This window comes from Lysobacter cavernae (genome assembly GCF_042648505.1).
In the GTDB taxonomy this organism is placed as follows: domain Bacteria; phylum Pseudomonadota; class Gammaproteobacteria; order Xanthomonadales; family Xanthomonadaceae; genus Lysobacter_L; species Lysobacter_L cavernae.
Genome location: NZ_JBHRXK010000001.1, coordinates 966,494 through 985,444, shown reverse-complemented (window position 1 = coordinate 985,444; position 18,951 = coordinate 966,494). Strand labels below are relative to the sequence as shown.

22 protein-coding genes are annotated in these 18,951 nt (G+C 68.3%); 5 read left to right on the top strand and 17 right to left on the bottom strand.

Going from position 1 to position 18,951, the window contains the following annotated elements; genetic code table 11:
- Nucleotides 1-176 precede the first annotated feature (176 nt).
- A complete protein-coding gene (locus ACFOLC_RS04220) occupies nt 177-395 on the bottom strand; it encodes an RNA-binding S4 domain-containing protein (protein WP_386757810.1) in 219 nt (72 codons plus the stop codon).
- A gap of 62 nt (nt 396-457) precedes the next feature.
- Nucleotides 458-739: a GIY-YIG nuclease family protein gene (locus ACFOLC_RS04215; RefSeq protein ID WP_386757808.1), complete on the bottom strand. Its 282-nt coding sequence runs from the start codon at nt 737-739 to the stop codon at nt 458-460.
- 158 nt (nt 740-897) lie between these two features.
- Between ACFOLC_RS04215 and ACFOLC_RS04210 the strand changes: the two genes are divergently transcribed.
- Complete coding sequence (locus tag ACFOLC_RS04210; RefSeq protein WP_386757806.1) at nt 898-1,914, top strand: fatty acid desaturase; 1,017 nt, start codon at nt 898-900, stop codon at nt 1,912-1,914.
- 80 nt (nt 1,915-1,994) lie between these two features.
- On the opposite strand, the gene ACFOLC_RS04205 is transcribed toward ACFOLC_RS04210, so the two are convergent.
- Both ACFOLC_RS04205 and ACFOLC_RS04200 read right to left on the bottom strand, forming a co-directional pair.
- A complete protein-coding gene (locus ACFOLC_RS04205) occupies nt 1,995-2,498 on the bottom strand; it encodes a GreA/GreB family elongation factor (protein WP_386757804.1) in 504 nt (167 codons plus the stop codon).
- A gap of 169 nt (nt 2,499-2,667) precedes the next feature.
- Complete coding sequence (locus ACFOLC_RS04200) at nt 2,668-3,246, bottom strand: hypothetical protein (protein ID WP_386757802.1); 579 nt, start codon at nt 3,244-3,246, stop codon at nt 2,668-2,670.
- Nucleotides 3,247-3,344: 98 nt separating this feature from the next.
- Here ACFOLC_RS04200 and dbpA point away from each other — a divergent pair, with 98 nt between their 5' ends.
- On the top strand, nt 3,345-4,733 hold the full coding sequence (gene dbpA, locus ACFOLC_RS04195) for an ATP-dependent RNA helicase DbpA (protein WP_386757800.1): 1,389 nt from the start codon (nt 3,345-3,347) through the stop codon (nt 4,731-4,733).
- A gap of 52 nt (nt 4,734-4,785) precedes the next feature.
- Here the strand turns inward: dbpA and ACFOLC_RS04190 are convergent, their stop codons facing one another.
- From ACFOLC_RS04190 to ACFOLC_RS04175, 4 genes are all read right to left on the bottom strand, one after another.
- Nucleotides 4,786-5,181, bottom strand: a complete 396-nt coding sequence (locus ACFOLC_RS04190) for a DoxX family protein (protein WP_386757798.1) — start codon at nt 5,179-5,181, stop codon at nt 4,786-4,788.
- A gap of 80 nt (nt 5,182-5,261) precedes the next feature.
- Complete coding sequence (locus ACFOLC_RS04185; protein ID WP_386757796.1) at nt 5,262-6,041, bottom strand: general secretion pathway protein GspB; 780 nt, start codon at nt 6,039-6,041, stop codon at nt 5,262-5,264.
- Between the two features lie 4 nt (nt 6,042-6,045).
- A complete protein-coding gene (locus tag ACFOLC_RS04180; RefSeq protein ID WP_386757794.1) occupies nt 6,046-7,662 on the bottom strand; it encodes an ExeA family protein in 1,617 nt (538 codons plus the stop codon).
- A 75-nt stretch (nt 7,663-7,737) separates the two neighbouring features.
- On the bottom strand, nt 7,738-8,679 hold the full coding sequence (locus ACFOLC_RS04175) for a DMT family transporter (RefSeq protein WP_386757792.1): 942 nt from the start codon (nt 8,677-8,679) through the stop codon (nt 7,738-7,740).
- 106 nt (nt 8,680-8,785) lie between these two features.
- Between ACFOLC_RS04175 and ACFOLC_RS04170 the strand changes: the two genes are divergently transcribed.
- Entirely contained in the window at nt 8,786-9,442 is a 657-nt protein-coding gene (locus ACFOLC_RS04170) for a Pr6Pr family membrane protein (RefSeq protein WP_386757790.1), read from the top strand.
- Nucleotides 9,443-9,888: 446 nt separating this feature from the next.
- A complete protein-coding gene (locus ACFOLC_RS04165) occupies nt 9,889-10,248 on the top strand; it encodes a DUF1428 domain-containing protein (RefSeq protein ID WP_386757788.1) in 360 nt (119 codons plus the stop codon).
- 141 nt (nt 10,249-10,389) lie between these two features.
- Here the strand turns inward: ACFOLC_RS04165 and ACFOLC_RS04160 are convergent, their stop codons facing one another.
- Entirely contained in the window at nt 10,390-11,379 is a 990-nt protein-coding gene (locus tag ACFOLC_RS04160; RefSeq protein ID WP_386757786.1) for an alpha/beta fold hydrolase, read from the bottom strand.
- 167 nt (nt 11,380-11,546) lie between these two features.
- Here ACFOLC_RS04160 and ACFOLC_RS04155 point away from each other — a divergent pair, with 167 nt between their 5' ends.
- Nucleotides 11,547-12,401, top strand: coding sequence for a helix-turn-helix domain-containing protein (locus ACFOLC_RS04155; RefSeq protein ID WP_386757784.1), 855 nt, complete (start codon nt 11,547-11,549; stop codon nt 12,399-12,401).
- Here the strand turns inward: ACFOLC_RS04155 and ACFOLC_RS04150 are convergent.
- The 8 genes from ACFOLC_RS04150 to cysI form a co-directional block, all read right to left on the bottom strand.
- Nucleotides 12,383-13,666, bottom strand: a complete 1,284-nt coding sequence (locus ACFOLC_RS04150) for an RNA polymerase sigma factor (RefSeq protein WP_386757782.1) — start codon at nt 13,664-13,666, stop codon at nt 12,383-12,385. The genes ACFOLC_RS04155 and ACFOLC_RS04150 overlap by 19 nt on opposite strands.
- 56 nt (nt 13,667-13,722) lie before the next feature.
- Complete coding sequence (locus ACFOLC_RS04145; protein WP_386757780.1) at nt 13,723-13,941, bottom strand: DUF4287 domain-containing protein; 219 nt, start codon at nt 13,939-13,941, stop codon at nt 13,723-13,725.
- 152 nt (nt 13,942-14,093) lie between these two features.
- Nucleotides 14,094-14,621, bottom strand: coding sequence for an SRPBCC family protein (locus ACFOLC_RS04140; RefSeq protein ID WP_386757778.1), 528 nt, complete (start codon nt 14,619-14,621; stop codon nt 14,094-14,096).
- A gap of 11 nt (nt 14,622-14,632) precedes the next feature.
- Entirely contained in the window at nt 14,633-15,061 is a 429-nt protein-coding gene (locus ACFOLC_RS04135; RefSeq protein ID WP_386757776.1) for a YciI family protein, read from the bottom strand.
- 26 nt (nt 15,062-15,087) lie between these two features.
- Complete coding sequence (locus ACFOLC_RS04130; protein ID WP_386757774.1) at nt 15,088-15,495, bottom strand: VOC family protein; 408 nt, start codon at nt 15,493-15,495, stop codon at nt 15,088-15,090.
- Nucleotides 15,496-15,638: 143 nt separating this feature from the next.
- A complete protein-coding gene (locus ACFOLC_RS04125) occupies nt 15,639-16,067 on the bottom strand; it encodes a YciI family protein (protein ID WP_386757772.1) in 429 nt (142 codons plus the stop codon).
- A gap of 325 nt (nt 16,068-16,392) precedes the next feature.
- Nucleotides 16,393-17,133, bottom strand: a complete 741-nt coding sequence (locus ACFOLC_RS04120; protein WP_386757770.1) for a phosphoadenylyl-sulfate reductase — start codon at nt 17,131-17,133, stop codon at nt 16,393-16,395.
- A complete protein-coding gene (gene cysI, locus ACFOLC_RS04115; RefSeq protein WP_386757768.1) occupies nt 17,130-18,896 on the bottom strand; it encodes an assimilatory sulfite reductase (NADPH) hemoprotein subunit in 1,767 nt (588 codons plus the stop codon). The genes ACFOLC_RS04120 and cysI overlap by 4 nt, the downstream gene beginning before the upstream one ends.
- Nucleotides 18,897-18,951: the final 55 nt, after the last annotated feature.

The following is an 18,951-nucleotide window of genomic DNA, read 5'->3' as shown; positions in this document are numbered from 1 at the left end:
CCGAGGTCCGTCATGGCACTGAGGGAAATCCCCCGGTCGTCTTGAAGCCCCTCTCCCTCCGGGAGAGGGGTGGGGGTGAGGGTACGGCGAAGTCGCAAAGGCTCAGACCTCTACCGCTTCGCCGTACCCTCATCTCTTCTCCCGGAGGAGAAGGTAGTGCCCATGACGAACAAGGCTCAAGTGGTGATCACCCGGATTTCGACATCGTCCAGCCGCACCACCTGGCCCGCGTGGATCTTGCAGGTCTTGCGTAGCTCGACCGTGCCGTCGACGGTGACCGCACCGCTGGCGACGATGGCCTTGCCGGCGCCTCCGCTGTCGCACAGGCCGACCAGTTTCAGCAGCTGGTTGAGTTCGACGTGATCGCGGTCGAGTTCGAAATCGATCTGCTGCATGGTCTGGGCACGGATGGAATGGCGCACAGGGTCGCAGTGCGACCGGCATTGCGCAATACGACTCACGCGTCGGCGGCGGTGAAGGCCAAGGCGGCGGCGCCGTCAGCGCAAAGCGCGCGCTTGCGCGCCGGCTTAAGGCGCTTGATCGCGTACTCGGCGCGGCTGGCCGTGGCGCGATCCGGGTAAGAAAAACTCGCCAGCAGCCGCAGCGGCGGGTGCGAGCGCGTGTAGCGTGCGCCCTTGCCGGCGGCGTGCTCGGCATAACGCCGTTGCACGTCGGTGGCAATGCCGGTGTAGAGGCTGCCGTCGCGGCATTCGAGCAGGTAGACGTACCAGGCGGGCATCGGTACAGCGTAGCCGACACGCGTTGTCTGAACGAATCGCTGTCATGAATGGCGCTGCGTCGCAGTTCGGGCGTGACCAATGGCCATACGCCTGCGGATGTCATTGCCGCGACTGCGGCGGGCGCGGAGAATGCAGTGTCCAGTCCCGAGATGCCTCCTTGAACGACGCTGCCCCGCACGCCCCCGTCACCAACCTGCGCCAGTTGTGCGCACGTTTCGCCAAACCGCATCTCGGCCGCGCCGTATGGCAACTGATCAACACCCTGGTGCCGTTCGCGGTGCTGTGGACGCTGATGGCCTGGAGCGTGGTCGGGCAGTGGGGCTACGGCTGGACGTTGCTGATCGCCTTGCCAGCCGCCGGCCTGTATGTGCGCACCTTCATCATCCAGCACGACTGCGGCCACGGTTCGTTCTTTGCCAGTTCGCGTGCCAACGACATCGTCGGGCGTTGCCTGGGCCTGGTGACGCTGTTTCCGTACGGCTACTGGAAGAAAACCCACGCCGTGCATCACGGCACCTCGGGCAATCTCGATCGCCGCGAGATGGGCGACATCGACACGCTCACCGTGGCCGAGTACCGCGCCCTGCCGTGGCATCGCCGTTTCGGTTACCGCCTGTACCGCAGCACGCCGGTGCTGCTTGGCGTCGGCCCGCTGTACCAGTTCGTGATCAAGCACCGCTTCCCGTTCGACCTGCCGTTCTCGTGGAAAAAGGAATGGGCGAGCGTGCTGCTCAACAACCTGATGCTGATTGTCGCTTTCGTCGCGCTCGGCTTCGCGATCGGCTGGCACACGGTGCTGCTGGTGCATCTGCCGATCGTTCTGATCGCCGGTGCCGCCGGAGTGTGGCTGTTCTACGTGCAGCACACCTTCGAGGACGCGTACTGGGCACGCAAGGGCGAATGGGATTCGAGCCGTGCCGCGGTCGCCGGCAGTTCGTTCTACGACCTGCCGCGCGTGGTGCACTGGTTCACCGGCAACATCGGTTACCACCACATCCATCACCTCGCCAGTCGCATCCCCAACTACCGCCTGCGCGAGGCTTACGAGTCCAGCCCGCTGTTGCAGGCGGCGCCGCGCCTGACGCTGTGGACCAGCCTCAAGAGCGCGCGGCTCAAGCTGTGGTGCGAGGAAACGCAGCGCATGGTGGGGTTCCCGAAGCGCGTTCGGGCCTGATCATATCGGCCTCATGGAAGGACAAAAAAAGCGGGCTTCGGCCCGCTTTTTTGTTGCCTTGATGCGATCGTCTCCGCCGCTCAGGCGTCCGCGCCGGGCGCGTAGTCGATGGCCATCACCTCGATGTTGAGGTCGCCGGCCGGACGCAGCCAGACCACGGTATCGCCCACGCGGGCACCGCTGAGCGCGCGCGCCAGCGGCGAGACCCAGCTGACCAGCGCATGCTCGGGGTCGGCCTCGTCCTCGCCGACGATGCGGTAGCGGTACGTCTGGCCGTCGTCATCGACCAGTTCGACCGTGGCGCCAAAGCCGACCCGATCCGGGGGCTGGTTTTCGGTAGCGACGGGGATGGCGCCGGCGATGCGCGCCTGCAGCCAGCGCAGTTCGCGGGCCAGGTGGGCGCGCAGCAGCTTGGCGTCGGCGGCATCGTCGGTGATCGCGTCGAAACGTTGCGCGGCATCGCCCAGGCGCGCGCGCAGCTGTGCCAGCCCGCGCGAGGTGACGTAGTTGGAGTGCTCGCTGAGCGGCAGCTCGGGCAGGTCGCCCGCGTCGTCGTCGTGCTCCTTGACGAAGGCGCGGCTCATGGTGGTGCCGGAATGGGTGGTCGGTTCATGCCGGCAGCATAGCCACAGGCGGGGGCAGCGCCTTGTGAGGACGGCCAGGGGTTCGGCGCACCTCGGGAGGCGACGGCATCACGGGTGCGCAGGCTCATGTCATGCCGCCAGTCGACCTTGACTGACCACTGCCGGCGCGTCATTGCACGTAGTCGTACAGCCGGTAGATCCAGGACAGTTCGTACAGCACCGCGACGACGACGAAGCCGCGGTGGAAAGCCTCCGAACGCAGCTTCATGGCGACCAGGCACAGCGCGATCATCGTGATGTTGCGGATCGGGTATTCGATGCCGAAGTGGTGGTAATAGGGCCGGCCCTTGATCAGGGTGTCGACGAAGTCGATCAGGTACGCCACGGCCATGATCCCGAAGAACCAGCCGCGCCGCGACTGGAAATAATCGCGCCAGCCGCTGTAGTCGGCCAGGTCGTCGGGGAACAGCAGGGTGCACAGCAGGAACAGCACCACCACGTAGCCGATCAGGAAGGCGTAGGCGATGAAGCTCCACGGATGCACGTGGATCAGGCTGAACTCCCACCACCAGAAGTGCACCAGCAGCACGAACATCGAGATCGCCCAGCCCAGATGCACCCAGTAGATGCGCTCGCGGCCGGGGTGCTGGACGAAGCGCGCCATGCCCTTGAGCAGGGTGGTCAGGGCCAGGCCCAGCACGATGCCGAGCACGATGCGGATGTGCATGAACTGCGGGTCGGTGGTCATGCCTGTGCGCGTCCTGGCGGGCCGGTCAGCCGATGGCCGCAGGATAGCGAATCGGGCCCGTCGAGCCCGCACTCGGACGATTGCTGCGATCATGGCGCATGACCGAGTTGCTCCCCGATTGCTTTTCGTCCCTCTCGCTGACCCCGGCCTTGCTGCAGGGCGTGCAGGCGTTGGGCTACACACAGATGACGCCGGTGCAGGCGCAGGGCCTGCCGGCGATCCTCGACGGCCGTGACCTGATCGCGCAGGCGCCGACCGGCAGCGGCAAGACCGCCGCGTTCGGCCTTGGCCTGCTGCGCCGGCTCGACCCCGCGCTCAGCAGCACCCAGGCGCTGGTGCTGTGCCCGACCCGCGAGCTGGCCGACCAGGTCGGCAAGCAGCTGCGCAAGCTCGCCTTCGCGATCCCCAACCTGAAGCTGTCGATCCTGTGCGGCGGCATGCCGCTGGGGCCGCAGTTGGCCTCGCTGGAGCACGCGCCGCAGGTCGTGGTCGGCACGCCCGGCCGCATCCAGGAGCTGTTGCGCAAGCGCGCGCTGGATTTCTCGGCGCTGCGCACGCTGGTGTTCGACGAGGCCGACCGCATGCTCGACATGGGCTTCGAGGAGCCGATCCGCGAGATCGTCGGCAAGACGCCGAAGTCGCGGCAGGGCTTGCTGTTCTCGGCGACGTTCCCCGATGCCGTGCGTGCGATCAGCCGCGGCCTGCTGCGTGATCCGGTCGAGGTGACGGTCGCCGGCGGCGAACGCCATGCCGCCATCGACCAGCGTTTCTACGAGGTCGACGTCACGAAGAAGACGCCACTACTGGCCGCGCTGCTGCTGGAGTACCGGCCCGAGTCGTGCGTGGTGTTCTGCAACATGCGCCGCGACGTCGACGAGGTGGCGGGCTCGCTGGCTCATTACGGTTTCACCGCGCTGGCGCTGCACGGCGACATGGAGCAACGCGATCGCGACGAGGTGCTGGTGCGCTTCGCCAACCGCAGCTGCACGGTGCTGGTGGCCAGCGACGTGGCCGCGCGCGGCCTCGACGTCAAGGAACTGGCGATGGTGGTCAACTACGACCTGCCCAGCGATCCCGACAGCTACGTGCACCGCATCGGCCGCACCGGCCGCGCTGGCAGCGAGGGTCTCGCGCTGAGCCTGTGCACGTCCCGCGAGCTCGCGCGCGCCAAGGCCATCGAGGAGCAACAGGGCCAGCCGTTGCGCTGGGAGCGTGCGGCGCCGCTGGCGGGCAAGGCGTCGAACGTACCGCCCGCGGCGATGGTGACGCTGCGCATCGACGCCGGGCGCAGCGACAAGTTGCGGCCCGGCGACGTCCTCGGCGCCTTGACCGGCGACGCCGGGCTCAAGGCCGAGGCGGTCGGCAAGATCGACGTGTTCGCCACGCGCGCTTACGTCGCCGTCGCGCGTGGGCAGGCCACGCAGGCCCTCGCGCGGTTGCGCGAGGGCAAGATCAAGGGACGCAGATTCCGGGTCAGCCGGCTGTAGCCGTCCCTCTCCCCTGGTGGGAGAGGGTGGCCGAAGGCCGGGAGAGGGGCACTCAGCGCTGGTTGAAGGCGTACTTGCCCGGCCCCAGCAGGGCGACCGCGACCGCGGTGGCCAGGAACATCACCTGCAGTTCGATGGCCCAGCCACCGGTCTCGTTGAGGCGGCCGATGTCGCCCTGGTGCACCAGATACAGCGCGAACAGCATGTTGATCGCGATCAGCACGCCGCCGATGCGCGCGAAGAAACCGGTGAGGACCAGCAGCGGCGCCAGCACTTCGCCGATCAGCACGCCGTAGCCGAAGATGCCGGGGAAGCCCTGTGTCTCGACCATCTGGATGATGCCGTCGAGGCCGCCTTCGAGCTTGGTGATGCCGTGCAGGAAGATCAGCGTGCCGAGCGCGATGCGCAGGATCAGCTTGCCGGTGTCTTGCTGGGTGCTGCTGTTCATGGCCGAACCCCTGGGTGGAAGACCCGGAGATAGTCACGCCCGCAGCGGCCTGCGCGCAACTGCGGGCGGGATGGGGGTGCTCAGCGGATCGGCAATGCCACGCGCTGGCCGTGCCAGCTCAGCACCACGCCGTCGCGGGTGATCTCGTCGACGACGGCCTCGCCGACGCGGGCACCCTCGCCGACGCGGGCGCCGTCGATGATGGCGAAGCGCTGTGCCGGTGCCGGGCCCCACATGTGCATGCTGACCTTCAGCGGCGGCAGCTGCTCGCGCTGGCTGGCGGACAGGTCGGCCAGCCGCAGCGGGTCCCCGGCCGTGCGCGGTTCCGGCGCTGCGGGTGACGGCGGTTCGTGCGACGGTGCGGGCAGCGGCTCGGCGGGGGGTGTGCCGGCGGTGGCGGCAGGCGAGCTGTCGATGGCGTCGGCAAGGGCGGGGCGGGGCGGGGCGCGTTCGGCCAGCGGCGCGGGTGCCAGTGTGGGGGGCAGCACCGGTGGCGCGGTCGTTGCGCCAACGACGGCGGTGGCCGGCGGTGGTGCAGCAGGAGCGGGCGTCGCAATCGCCACCGGCGCGGGTGGAGGAGTTTCCGTCGCGATGGCGCGTGGGCTCTGCGGCGCGGTCGCGGCGGCCGTGGCGACGTGCCCAGTCGCCACCCGTGCCGCCGGTGGCGCACTCCAGTGGTCGCGCATCAGCCAGGCGGTCGCCGCCAGCGCGGCGGCCACGCCAAGCAACCACCACAGCCGGCGTGCCGGGGCCGGCGGTGGCGCCGGCACCAGCGGCGGCAGCTCGGCATACAGGCCCGGGGCCTGGCCGCGGCGGCGCTCGGCTTCGGATTTGCGCAGGGCGTCGAGGATCAGCGACATCGGCTCACTCCCGTTCCCGCTGCAAGCGCGGGCCGTCGTCGTTGGCCGCGAGCGCCATCAGGGTTTCGGGGCCGATCACGCCGTCGCTGGCTATGCCGCGCGCGCGCTGGAAACGACGCACGCCCTCGCGCATGCCGGCGTCGAACACGGCCGGGCCGGCCTGCGCCGGCAGGTAGCGCGGCTGCAGTCGCGCCTGCACCCAGTCGACCGCTGCACCGCGGGTATCGGCGCGTGGCGGCTCGGCGAGGAAGGCAGGGGCGCGCCACAGGGCGGCGTACTCGCCGTCCCAATGCCGCTCCAGCGCCAACCGCTCGACGTCAAGGCTGCTGTTGTCCAGCTGCAGGCGCAGATTCACTGCGTCGGCGCCTTCGAGCACGGCCCAGGCGGTGTGCGCGCCCTCGCGCAGGCGCAGCGCGACCGGTCGACCGAGCGCGACCAGCGTGTCCAGGCGGGCGCGGGCACGCAGGCAATAGACGCCCGGCGCCAGCACCGGCGGGCACGCCGAAGCGGCATTGACGTCGCCGCTGGCGGTGGGCAGTTGCCACAGTGACAGCAACCGCTGCCAGGCCGGTTGCAGCGAGGAGGACGCGGTGGCAATGCGTTGGGCAAGGGCCTCGGCGTCGAGGGCGGCCGCCGCCGCGGTTGCGGGTGGCGGCGCTGGCGTCGAGACGGCCGGTTTGACGGCGGAAGCCGCGCTCGCCGCCGGCAGCGTCGCCGTGCGCGGCCACCACCAGGCCACCGCGACAACGAGCGCCAGCGCCGCACCGGCCAGGCCGACGATGCGCAGCGGCGTCAGCCGGCGTGGCCGCTCGGGCAAGGCCTCGCGGGCTGCACGGTCGACCCAGCGCGCATCCAGCATGGACTGGTCGTGGACGTAGCCGGCCAGCAGGGTGCGCTCGGCGATGATGTTGATCAGCCGCGGCACGCCGCCGGCATGGCGGTGGATGCGCGCGACCGCCGCGGCGGTGAACGGGAAGTGCGTGCCGCCGGCGACACGGTGGCGGTGGCGCAGGTACTCGCCGGTCTCGGCGGCGTCGAGCGGGGTCAGGTGGTAGCGTGCGGTGATGCGCTGCGCGAGCTGGCGCATGTCGGCGCGCGCCAGCAGGTCGCGCAACTCCGGCTGGCCCAGCAGCACGATCTGCAGCAGCTTCTGCGTCGGCGTTTCCAGGTTGGTCAGCAGCCGCACCTGCTCCAGCGCTTCCATCGACAGGTTCTGCGCCTCGTCGACGATCAGCACCACGCGCAGCCCTTGCGCGTAGGCGTCGAGCAGATAGGTATTGAGCCGGTCGACCAGGGCCTTGAGGCTGCCGCGTGCGTTCGCCGGATCGAGGTGCAGTTCCTCGCAGAGGGTCTCCAGCAGCTCGGCCGGGGTCAGGCGCGGGTTCAGCACCAGTGCGACGCGGGTGTTCTCCGGCACCTGCTCCAGCAGCAGCCGGCACAGCGTGGTCTTGCCGGTGCCGACCTCGCCGGTAAGCTGGACGAAGCCGCCGCCGCCGCCCTGGCCGATGCCGAACAGCAGGTGCGCGAGTGCATCCCGGTGGCGCTCGCTGAGGAAAACGAAGCGCGGGTCCGGCGTGATCGAGAACGGCGGCTCTTTGATGCCGTAGTGCTCGAGGTACATGCGCGGCCTGGTGGAGGTGAGGGCGCTAGCCTGCCACGAATCGGCACGCCGGCGCGATGCGCGACGCACTGGCGATCATTCGGCAACGCCCTTGGCTTCGGAGGTGCCGAGCACTTCCGGATGCTGCAGCGGCCGCGGCGTGCCCAGCAACGGATGGATGAACACGGCCGCCAGGATGACCACCACACCGACATAGAACAGCGGCGTCAGTTCGCGCTGCTCGCCCAGCAGCAGCGCCGCCAGCACGATCGCATAGACCGGCTCCAGGTTGACCGCCAGTTGCTGCGCGAACGCGCTCATGTGCCGCAGCGCGACCAGCGACAGCGCGAACGGCAGCAACGTGCAGGCCAGGGCCAGCACCAGCAGCAGGACCGCGTCGTGGTCGCTCGGCAGCACCAGCAGCGGGCCGGCGAAGGCAGGGAACAGCAGCGGCATGACCGGCGCTAGCAAGGTCAGGGTGAGGACGCCGGCACCGAGCTCCAGCGCGGTCACGGTGAGCGGGTCGCCGTGCTCGACCAGGCGCTTGTTGAGCGAGCCGAACACCGCCACCAGCAACGCCGACACCGCGCCGACCGCGATGCCGACGCGCATCGACACCGGCACGCCGCCGACCACCATCACCACGCCCGGCAGCACCATCAGCCCCAGCGCCAGCTCGCGCTTGGAAAAGCGCGTGCGTGTCAGCCACGGCTCGATCATCGCCACGAACACCGTGCCCAGCGCGATGCAGGTCGCGCCGACCGACGCATTGGACAGCTTGATCGCGCCGTAGAAGGTCAGCCAGTGCAACGCGACCAGCGCGCCGATGCCGGCGTAGGCCAGCATCAGCCGCGGCGACATCGCGCGCAGCCCGCGCCACACGCGCGGCACCAGCGCCAGCGCAGCGACCACCAGCAGCATGCGCCACCACACCAGCGGCAGCGCCGGCAGGGTGATCAGCTTGCCGAAGATCGCCGTGAAGCCCCACAGCAGCACGCAGAAGTGGATTTGCAGTTGCGCCTTGCGGTTCGGGGTCATTGCGGCCGGGCAGTGATGGGGTACCGCTATTCTCGCCGCAGTCGCCGATGGATGCGCTCCCGTGTGGGCCGTGCCAAGCTCGATCCGTTGCGCACAGGATCCCGGCATGCCCGCCATCCAGTCGACTCCTTCGATCCGCTGGCCCGGCCGTGCCGGTGCCCTGCTGGTGGTCGCAGTGGCCCTGGCCGCCTTGGCGCTGCAGTACCTGCTGCTGATCCGGGCCACCCTCGACACGGTCGGACCGGGCTTCGCGACGGTGCGCTACTTCAGTTTCTTCACCGTACTCAGCAACCTGCTGGTGGTCGCGGCCGCCGGCCGTGCCGCGTTGCGCGGGCACGGCGACGGCCAGCTCAGTCAGCCGCGGGTGCAGGCGGCGGTCGCGTTGTACATCGGCGTGACCGGTCTGGTGTACGTCACGGTGCTGCGCCATCTCTGGCACCCGCAAGGCCTGCAGTGGTGGGCTGACTGCGGGCTGCACTACGCGACACCGCTGCTGTATCTGTCCTGGTGGGCACTGGTGGCGCCGCACGGTCGCCTGGCCTGGCGCGACCTGCCGGCCTGGCTGCTGTTTCCGGCCGGTTACGTGCTGTGGGTGTTCCTGCGCGGGGCCGTCGTCCACGAGTACCCGTACCCCTTCCTCGATGTCGACCAGCACGGCTGGGGCGTGGTGATAGGCAACGCCGTGGTGGTGCTGGGCGTGTTTGTGGCGGTCGGCGCGGTGCTGGTCGGGGTGGATCGAATGCTTGGCCGGGGCAGGGCATAACGCCCCGCCGTCGCGGCGGAGCCAGTCCTCGCAGCATGCGTTTGGTCCGTCGACGGCATGTCGATCTGGCCGGCCCCTGTTCGTCAGGTTCATAAGGGCCGCAATCCGACGTCATCGCCGATTGGCTCCCCGCGTCCACCGCCACCCAGGAACCCGCCATGCCCTTCGCGATCTCCCGCCGCATCGCAACACACTGCGTCCACGCCGCCGCTGACGGCCGTACTCGTGGCCAGTGGCATCGATGCCGGCAAGGACTTCGGCTTCGACATGAACATGACCTTGCGCATTCAGGTCTAGACGACGCAGGCGCAGTGAACGCGGTCGCGCACAACGCGGCCTTGCCGCTGCGCTGACGCCGACTGTTGCAGGATGCGGCGTTGCCACCGCGGCGCAGCCATCCGTTCTACCGGTACGCACTTTTGCAAACCCCAACGCAGGAGAGTCCCATGAGTTACGTCGACGGTTTCGTTCTGGCGGTCCCCAAGAAAAACCTCGCGGCCTACCGCAGCATGGCGCGCAAGGCTGGCAAGGTCTGGCGCGAGCACGGCGCGATCGAATACATCGAGTGCGTCGCCGACGATGTCCAGCCCGGCAAGGTCACTTCGTTTCCGCAGGCGGTGAAGCTCAAGCCCGACGAGGTCGTGGTGTTCTCGTGGATCGTCTACAAGTCGCGCGCGCAACGCGACAAGATCAACGCCAAGGTGATGAGCGATCCGCGCCTGGCCTCGATGATGGATCCCAAGAAGCTGCCGTTCGACGGCAAGCGCATGTTCTGGGGCGGCTTCAAGCCCATCGTCACGCTCTGAACGAGGCTCGAGGTCGGCCCGGTTGCCGGGCCGACCCTTTCCCGACTGTTACGCCGCGCGGCGCGATCGCCTGGAATCAGGCCCAGTCATTGACCGGCTGCCGGATGCTGGCGATCGCGACGCCGTGCCGGCGCTGCGCACTCAGGCCACACCCCACAGCTGCCGCGCTTCTTCGGCAATCACGTCCGGACGCTCTTCCGGCCAGAACAGCTTGCTGCCGTCCAGGCGACGCACGCCGCGCGAATTGCCAAACGCGCGGTCCAGATGCTCGGCATCGGTCGGTGCGAAGATGGTGTCGGCCATGCCCCAGACGATCCGCGTCGGCACCTTGCTGCGCTTCAGCGCCGCTGCAATGCCCACCAGCGGGTTACGCGCCAGCGCGACGGCATAGCCATTGGCCAGTTCCCTGCGCTGCGGTGTGCTGACCAGCGGAGTGAAGTAGGTCGCCACCGCTTCGTCGCTTGGGTTTGCCGGGTCGGCATAGCACATCGCGCCGATGCCCTGCGCCGAACGCGCGAGCGCCGGATCGGCCTGCCAGGGGGCGATCCACTGGTCCACCCACTGGTTCTGCTTGGCCAGCGCGATGACCGGCGCCATCGCCGCGGGCGGGCTGTTGATCTCGGTGTCGCAGTTGCTCAACAGCAGCGTGCGCACCCGCTCGGGATGGCGTGCAACGAAGAGCTGCGCCGCCTGGCCACCGCTGTCGTTGGCGATGAGGTCGACGGTCTTGATCGACAGCCGGTCGAGCAAGGTCACCAGCATCGCAACCTGCGCCTCGGGGGCAAGGCTCTGGCCATGCGCCACCTGCGTGTAGCCCAGGCCCATGAAGTCGGGCGCGATGCAGCGACGGTACGGTGACAGGCGTTCGATGGCGCCGCGCCACTGGAAACTGTTGAGCGGGAATCCGTGCAGGAACAGCACGGCGTCGCCTGCACCGCGGTCGATGTAGGCGATGTTGCCGAAGCGGGTCTTCGCGAAGCGGCGCGCGGCATGGAAGGCCGCGGCATCCAGCGGGCGGCTGGCCGTCGCCAACGACGGGGCGGTGGCACCGGCGATGCGGGACAGGCCGCCGCCGATCGTGCCCACGGCGATGGCACTGGCGGCCATGACGAGAAAATTCCTGCGCTGCATGTGTGTCTCTCCTGGAAAGGGGGGAGCCGTTGTTGGGCAAATGATTGGCGCGCCAGGGCATGCCGGCAATGACCTGGGAGGTCATGGCGTCATGACTTGGCAGGTCATGGTTTTCGCCGAGGCGGAACCTTATGCTCCGGACCATTCTCCCGACCCGGTCGTCGACCATGTCCGCAGCGCACGTAGGCACCCTGCTCCGCGAATGGCGCTCGGCGCGGCGCCTGAGCCAGCTCGATCTCGCGCTCGATGCGGGGCTGTCGTCGCGGCACCTGAGCTGTGTCGAAACCGGAAAATCGCAGCCCAGCCGCGAGCTGCTGACCCGTTTGGCCGATGTGCTGGAGATGCCGCTGCGTGAGCGCAATGCATTGTTCGTCGCGGCGGGCTATGCACCGAAATACCCGGAGACGGCACTGGCCACGCCGGAGCTGGCGCAGATCCGGCGTGCGGTCGAGTTCATCCTCGAGCAGCAGGAGCCGTACCCGGCGTTCGTCCTCAACCGGCGCTGGGACGTGCTGATGGCCAATCGCGCCGCCGCGCGGGTCAACCGCTTCGTGCTGGGCGGTCGCGACAGCCCGCACCAGAACCTGTTGCGCCCTTTCTTCGACCCCGACGACCTGCGCGCAGCGGTGGTGAACTGGGAGGAAGTCGCCGGCGACATCCTTCGCCACCTCCACAGCGCGGTCGCGGCCGCGCCCGACGCGGAATCACGCGCGTTGCTGGACGAAGTGCTCGCCTATCCCGGCGTTCCGGCGCGCTGGCGCACGCGCGAGCTGGGAGCCGCGCCGTTGCCGCTGCTGACGGTGCGGTTCCGTCGCGATGCACAGGAACTGGGTTTCTTCTCCACCTTCACCACCTTCGGCACGTCGCGCGACGTGACCATCGACGAGCTGCACATCGAGTGCTGCTTTCCAGTGGACGAGGCGACAGCGGACCTGTGCAGGCGACTGGCACGCGAGGACGTGGAAGCGCCCATGGCGCCGAGATCAGCCAGCGCAGGACGCGATCACGCCGTGCCGGCCTGAGCCTGCGCGGCGCAGTCGCGCGCACGCTGCTCCAGCAACGTGCGTTCGCGCGCGTTGCGGGCCAGCGCGGCGGCGCGCTCGAACTCTGTCCGCGCCTCGTCGAAGCGACCGAGCTTGCGCAGCAGATCGCCGCGCACGCCCGGCAGCAGGTGGTAGTCCTTCAACGACGGCTCGCCGGTCAAGGCATCGACCAGTCGCAGGCCAGCCTCCGGGCCAAACAGCATCGACAGCGCGACCGCACGGTTGAGTTCGACGACCGGCGAGGGCACCCGCTGGGCGAGGGCGGCATACAGGCCGGCGATGCGCGCCCAGTCGGTGTCCTCGGCGGTAGCGGCGCGGGCATGGCAGGCGGCAATCGCGGCCTGCAGCGTGTACGGGCCGCGCGCGGGGTTGAGACGTTCGGCGCGCTCCAACGCGGCCAGCCCGCGCTGGATCAGCAGGTGGTCCCAGCGTGCGCGGTTCTGTTCGAGCAGCAGGATCGGTTGGCCGGAGGCATCGGTGCGTGCGGCGGCGCGCGAGGCCTGGATTTCCATCAGCGCGACCAGGCCGTGCACTTCCGGCTCGTTGGGCACGAGTCCGGCGAGGATGCGGCCCAGGCGCAGCGCGTCCTCGCACAGCGCCGGCCGCATCCAGTCGTCTCCGGTGGTAGCGGCATAGCCTTCGTTGAAGATCAGGTACACCACCGCCAGCACCGAGGCCAGGCGCGCGGTCAGCTCGTCGCCGCGCGGCACCTCGAACGGAACCTGCTTGTCGGCCAGGGTGCGCTTGGCGCGGACGATGCGCTGGGCAACCGTCGGTTCCGGGACGAGGAAGGCGCGCGCGATTTCATCGGTGCTCAGGCCGCCGAGCAGGCGCAGGGTGAGCGCGACCTGGGCCTCGGTCGACAGCACTGGATGGCAGGCGGTGAACACCAGGCGCAGCAGGTCGTCGCCGATGGGGTCGTCGAGCGCATCGAGCTGGGCATCGCCGGCGTGCGCCTGCTCGGCTTCCAGCTCGCGGGCGATTTCCTCGTGCTTGCGTTGCAGCAGCTTGCTGCGGCGCAGCCGGTCGATGGCGCGGTGCTTGGCCGTCGCCATGAGCCAGGCACCGGGATTGTCCGGCACGCCCGATTCAGGCCAGCGCTCCAGCGCGGTGACCAGCGCGTCCTGCGCGAGTTCTTCGGCCAGGCCGACGTCGCGCACCATGCGCGCGAGGCCGGCAATGAGCCGTGCCGATTCGATGCGCCAGACAGCGTCGATGGTGCGATGGATGTCGGTCGCCGTCATGGCGACCGATCAGACCACCGCTGCTGCATCGGTGCAAGTCCACGGTCGGAATGTGTTCAAGCGTTGTTGTTGCGCGAAAGATGGTAGGCGACCAGGGCATTGGCGTGGCCATGGCCCATCTGATGCTCGGTCTTGAGGCAGGTGACCATTGCCATGTGCCGACGCTCCGCCATCGTCTCCAGCAGGCTCAGCCAGTGCGCAATCGGATGGCCATACTGCTTCTCGATCGACGGAAAGTACGAGGCGGGGCCTTTCACTTTGGCATTCTCGGTCATGCGTGCTCCATGTGGGTTGAACTGCATGCCAGCCACGTGGGCGAGCTCAGAAACGTTGTCGTCATCCCCGCGAAGGCGGCGGTGCTGAGCGCCATCGGGCTATTGAAATCTAAGACACTGGGTTCCCGCCCTCGCGGGAATGACGAGCAGAGTCACTGCTCGGCAATGCGCTTGAGGTTGTTCAGGCCTTCCTCGAAATCGCGGCCGATCATGTGGTCCATGTCGAAGAACAGCCCCATCAGCTTGGCCATGTAGGGCTGCTGGCCGGACATGGCCCAGGTCACCTCGCTGGCATCACCTTTTGGCGCGATGGTGAACTCGGCGACGTTATGGGCCTTGAACGGGCGGGTGAAGTCGAGCTGGATGGTGATCCGCGATGCCGGCTCGGAGCGGGTGATCTCCATGCGTCCCGCGCCGGCCTTGCCTTCGCCCGACCAACCGTAGGTCGCGCCGGTGCCCTGCGCGGCGCCGCCGATGCTGCGCGTCATCGCCGGGTCGAGCTTTTCGTACGGCGACCACGCCTGCCAATGATGGAAATCGTTGATCTGCGCGTGGATCCTTTCCGGTGGCGCCTGGACGAGGACGCTGCGCTGGACGCGGAAGTCGTTCGGACGGGTGGCGGCGAACAGCAGCACCGCGGCGATCAGGACCACGATCGCGATGACAATCAGCTTGAGCATGGGCACTCCGGTCAGTTGGGTTGGGATGCGGTGGCCTGCAGCTGCATGTCCTGCAGGCCGGCAGCGGCTTTTTGCACGTCGGCGGGGAAGTCGCTGAACTCCTGTACCTGACGGACCTCGATCACCTCGTTGTCGGATGCCGGGCAGCGCGAGGCCCAGGCGATCGCCTCTTCCTTCGACTTCACCTGGATCATCCAGTAGCCGCCGAGCACTTCCCTGGCTTCGGCGAAGGGGCCGTCGGTCACCTGCGGCTTGCCGCTGGCGAAAGACACGCGCGCGCCCATCGACGGCGGGTGCAGGCCATCGAGCGCGAGCAGCACGCCGGCCTTCTGCAAGGCCTCGTTGTATTTCATCATCGCCGCGACGGCTTCGGCATCGGGCACGGTGCCAGGCGCCGCGTTCTCGTAGCCTTTGGGGATCATCAGCATCATGAAGCGCATGTCGTGTTTCTCCCGGTGGCGGGTGGTCAGGATTGCGGCATCGCCGACAGGTCCACGTAGGCGAACTCCCACAGATGACCGTCCAGGTCCTCGAAGCCGTGCTGGTACATCCAGCCGTGGTCCTGCGCTGCACTGGGCGTCTTGGCGCCGGCGGCGACAGCTTTGGCGACGATCTCGTCGACCTGGGAACGGCTGTCCTGCGACAGGCACAGGATGGTTTCGGTGGCCCGGGTCGCGTCGCACAAGGCTTTCTTGGTGAAGGTCTGGAAAAACGGTTCGGCCAGCAGCATCACGAAGATGGTGTCGCTGACGATCATGCAGGTGCCGTTCTCGTCGGTGAACTGTGGGTGGAAGCTGTAGCCGAGCTGGGTGAAGAACGCGACCGAACGGTCGAGTTGCTTGACGGGGAGGTTGACGAAGATTTGTGTGCTCATTTGATTGCCTCTGTAATGAGTGGAAAAGCCCTTCTCTTCTCCTGGGTCAGCAAGAGAAAGTGACCCGGCTGCGGTAACGGACGGAAGTTTTCATCTGATTCAGTAAAGCCTCGCTCCGCGACGGGCGGATGGCTGCGGGCAGCTCACTGGCGTGCGGCGATCTGCTCGCGCAGGCGCTCTTCCTGCTCGCGCAGTTCCGGGGTGAACTCGGTGCCGAAGTCCTCGGACTCGAACACCTGGCGGATCTCGATCTCGCTCTCGCCCTCCTCGAACGGGTTGGGGCAGCGCTTGACCCATTCGACCGCTTCCTGCAGCGAGCCGGTCTGGAACAGCCAGTAGCCGGCGATCAGCTCCTTGGTCTCGGCGAACGGCCCGTCGATCACGTCGCGCCGGTTGCCGGAAAAACGCACGCGAGCACCCTTGGCGCTGGGCTGCAGGCCTCCGCCGCCGACCATCACACCGGCCTTGACCAGTTCCTCGTTGTACTGGCCCATTTGGGTCAGCAGCTCTTCGCTCGGCATCACGCCGGCTTCGGAATCCGCGGTGGCGCGGACTATCACCATGAATCGCATCGTCGTCTCCTGGGTCGGTGGCAGGCCCGACTCCGGGCTTGGAGTTGGGCTCTTATCAGGACGACGAGCGGCGGCGGGCGGAATCGACACGCCCGGAGATTATTTTTCGGCTGGGCCACGACGAAGGGCGCAGCCCACCCCCTATTGATCCGACCCTCAAATGAATCGTTGTAGGAGACAGATAGGGCGGGAGGCCCGTGGTCTCAGGCGGTGGCGAGCGCCCGGTGACGGCCGTGGCGGTGACTTGTTGGGTCAGTGGGTGCGTACCCGCAGCGGGCTGCAGGCCATCGCGCAGGATCAATCCTGCGCTGCTGCACGGGACACGTCACGCCGCGTTCGGCTCGCTGTCAAAGTGCAGTCCGCACTCGCGCTTGAGGCCAAAGAAGCGGGTGTCCTCCTCCGTCATGCCGGGCTGCAGTGGCCGTGTGGTGTGCACGTCGCCGATCGAAACGTAGCCTTCGTGCCAGAGCGGGTGGTAGGGCAGGTCGTGCTGCTGCAGGTAACTCCACACGTCGCGATCGCTCCAGTCGGCGAGCGGGTGCAGCTTCCAGCGGCCGTCGCGCAGTTCGAGGAAATCGATGTGGGCCCGGCTGCGCGACTGGCTGCGGCGCAGCCCGGCGATCCAGGTGCGCACGCCCAGATCGTTCAGTGCGCGCTGCATCGGTTCGACCTTGCGCAGGCGGTTGTAGCGCTCGATGCCTTCCAGTCCTCCTTCCCACAACTTGCCCAGCCGGGCCTCCATCCAGGCGATGCCGATCTGCGGGCGATAAACCTGGAGATTGAGGGTGAGCCGGTCGGTGATCGTGTCGATGAAGCGGTAGGTCTCGGGGAACAGGTAGCCGGTGTCGATCAGGATCACCGGGATATCCGCCTGCTGCCGGGTGACCAGGTGCAGCGACACCGCTGCCTGTGCACCGAAACTCGACGACAGCGCGTGGGCGCCGGCGGTGTGCTCCAGCGCCCAGGCGACGCGCTCGGACGCGCTGCGCTGCGCCAGCCACTGGTTGAGTTCGGCCAGCGCGCGCGGCGATTCGGCGGCGGTGACGGGGTCGGGCGGGGCGCTCATGCGGATGCTCTCGGGGCGGATTCGGTATGCAGGGCCAGGGGGATGTGTCTGGGTGGGACGACGACGGCGCTGCGCACGAGGAAATCGCCGAAGCCTTCGTCGGTCCCGCGCTCGTGGGCGTAGCGCGCCAGCAACGGGTCGAGCGCGGCGAGGATTTCCGGCTCGGCGATGTTCTCGCGGTACAGCGTGTTGAGCCGTTGCCCGCGGTGGTCGGCGCCGAGCATCAGGTTGTAGCGCCCGGGCGCCTTGCCGACCAATGCGATCTCGCCGAGGTACGGCCGCGAGCAGCCGTTGGGGCAGCCGCTGATGCGCAGGTGGATCGGCGCATCGGCGATGCCGTGCGCGGCGAGCAGGGTTTCGATCTTGCCGACCAGTGCCGGCAGGTAGCGCTCGGCCTCGGCCATGGCCAGGCCGCAGGTCGGCAGCGCGACGCAGGCCAGGGCATTGCGCTGCAGCGCGGAGGCGCTGCGGTAGCCGTCGAGGTCGTACTGGGTCACCAGCGCGTCGATGGCATCGCGTAAATCCGCCGGTACGCCGGCGATCACCAGGTTCTGGTTTGGCGTCATGCGGAAATGCGCACCGGCATCGCCGTCGTCCGCATCGGCCAGCAGGCGCGCGATGGCGCGCAGGCCGCTCAGGTGGGCGACACCGTTGCCGTTTGCCTCGGTCTTGTCCCAGATGCGTCCGGCCGGGATGCGCAGGGTCAGGTGCGCGCGCCCGTCGCCGCCGCCACGGTCGTCGCCGTGGACCCAGCCAAAGCGGTCACCGTTGTGGACGAAGTCGAACGGCCGCGCCGGGAGGAGAGAGAACCCGGCACGCCGTTCGACTTCGGCCTTGAACCAATCGAGCCCGTGATCGTCGATGGTGTACTTCAGTCGCGCGCGCTTGCGCACGGCGCGGTTGCCGTGGTCGCGCTGCGCGGTGACCACGGCCTCACCGACGGCGATGACCTGGTCGGGGGTGACGAAGCCGATCACGTCGCCCAGGCGCGGGTAGGTGTCCGGGTCGCCGTGGGTCGCGCCCATGCCGCCGCCGATGCTGACGTTGTAGCCGGCGATTCCGCCGTCTTCATCCAGGATGGCGATATAGCCCAGGTCCTGCGCGAACACGTCGACATCGTTGTACGGCGGGATCGCGAAGCCGATCTTGAACTTGCGCGGCAGGTAGGTGGCGCCGTAGATCGGCTCGTCCTCGCTGCCGCTGCCGGCGACGCGCTCCTCGTCCAGCCAGATCTCGTAGTAGGCGCGGGTGTTGGGCAGCAGGTGCTCCGACAGGGCCGCCGCCTGTGCGTACACGGTCGCGTGCGCCTGCGACTGCTGCGGGTTGGCGGCGACGGCGACGTTGCGGTTGACGTCGCCGCAGGCGGCCAGCGTGTCGATCAAGGCCGCGTTGATCGCCTGCATCGTGGCCTTCAACTCGGTCTTGATCACGCCGTGGAACTGGAACGCCTGACGGGTGGTGATGCGCAGGCCACGCTCGGCGTAAGTGGTAGCGATGGCGTCGAGCTTGAGCCATTGCGCCGGCGTCACCACGCCGCCCGGTGTGCGCGTGCGGATCATGAAGCTGTAAGCCGGCTCCAGCTTCTGCAGGCGGCGCTCGTCGCGGATGTCGCGGTCGTCCTGCTGGTAGCTGCCGTGGTACTTGATCAGCGTCTGGTCGTCATCAAAGAAGGCGCCAGTGATCGGATTGGCCAGCGACTCCAACAGCGTGCCGCGCAGGCGCGCGCTGTCATGCTTGATGTCCTCGACGGAGTGGGCGCTCATGCGACGGCCCTCCAGCCCGTTATCTCCACGTAGGCGGTTTGCAGTTCATTTCCTT

Bases quoted from the DNA above. Each gene is read 5' to 3' on its own strand.
- ACFOLC_RS04220 (WP_386757810.1), bottom strand. From the start codon at position 395: ATGCAGCAGATCGATTTCGAACTCGACCGCGATCACGTCGAACTCAAC.
- ACFOLC_RS04215 (WP_386757808.1), bottom strand. From the start codon at position 739: ATGCCCGCCTGGTACGTCTACCTGCTCGAATGCCGCGACGGCAGCCTC.
- ACFOLC_RS04205 (WP_386757804.1), bottom strand. From the start codon at position 2,498: ATGAGCCGCGCCTTCGTCAAGGAGCACGACGACGACGCGGGCGACCTG.
- ACFOLC_RS04200 (WP_386757802.1), bottom strand. From the start codon at position 3,246: ATGACCACCGACCCGCAGTTCATGCACATCCGCATCGTGCTCGGCATC.
- dbpA (WP_386757800.1), top strand. From the start codon at position 3,345: ATGACCGAGTTGCTCCCCGATTGCTTTTCGTCCCTCTCGCTGACCCCG.
- ACFOLC_RS04190 (WP_386757798.1), bottom strand. From the start codon at position 5,181: ATGAACAGCAGCACCCAGCAAGACACCGGCAAGCTGATCCTGCGCATC.
- ACFOLC_RS04185 (WP_386757796.1), bottom strand. From the start codon at position 6,041: ATGTCGCTGATCCTCGACGCCCTGCGCAAATCCGAAGCCGAGCGCCGC.
- ACFOLC_RS04180 (WP_386757794.1), bottom strand. From the start codon at position 7,662: ATGTACCTCGAGCACTACGGCATCAAAGAGCCGCCGTTCTCGATCACG.
- ACFOLC_RS04175 (WP_386757792.1), bottom strand. From the start codon at position 8,679: ATGACCCCGAACCGCAAGGCGCAACTGCAAATCCACTTCTGCGTGCTG.
- ACFOLC_RS04170 (WP_386757790.1), top strand. From the start codon at position 8,786: ATGCCCGCCATCCAGTCGACTCCTTCGATCCGCTGGCCCGGCCGTGCC.
- ACFOLC_RS04165 (WP_386757788.1), top strand. From the start codon at position 9,889: ATGAGTTACGTCGACGGTTTCGTTCTGGCGGTCCCCAAGAAAAACCTC.
- ACFOLC_RS04160 (WP_386757786.1), bottom strand. From the start codon at position 11,379: ATGCAGCGCAGGAATTTTCTCGTCATGGCCGCCAGTGCCATCGCCGTG.
- ACFOLC_RS04155 (WP_386757784.1), top strand. From the start codon at position 11,547: ATGTCCGCAGCGCACGTAGGCACCCTGCTCCGCGAATGGCGCTCGGCG.
- ACFOLC_RS04150 (WP_386757782.1), bottom strand. From the start codon at position 13,666: ATGACGGCGACCGACATCCATCGCACCATCGACGCTGTCTGGCGCATC.
- ACFOLC_RS04145 (WP_386757780.1), bottom strand. From the start codon at position 13,941: ATGACCGAGAATGCCAAAGTGAAAGGCCCCGCCTCGTACTTTCCGTCG.
- ACFOLC_RS04140 (WP_386757778.1), bottom strand. From the start codon at position 14,621: ATGCTCAAGCTGATTGTCATCGCGATCGTGGTCCTGATCGCCGCGGTG.
- ACFOLC_RS04135 (WP_386757776.1), bottom strand. From the start codon at position 15,061: ATGCGCTTCATGATGCTGATGATCCCCAAAGGCTACGAGAACGCGGCG.
- ACFOLC_RS04130 (WP_386757774.1), bottom strand. From the start codon at position 15,495: ATGAGCACACAAATCTTCGTCAACCTCCCCGTCAAGCAACTCGACCGT.
- ACFOLC_RS04125 (WP_386757772.1), bottom strand. From the start codon at position 16,067: ATGCGATTCATGGTGATAGTCCGCGCCACCGCGGATTCCGAAGCCGGC.
- ACFOLC_RS04120 (WP_386757770.1), bottom strand. From the start codon at position 17,133: ATGAGCGCCCCGCCCGACCCCGTCACCGCCGCCGAATCGCCGCGCGCG.
- cysI (WP_386757768.1), bottom strand. From the start codon at position 18,896: ATGAGCGCCCACTCCGTCGAGGACATCAAGCATGACAGCGCGCGCCTG.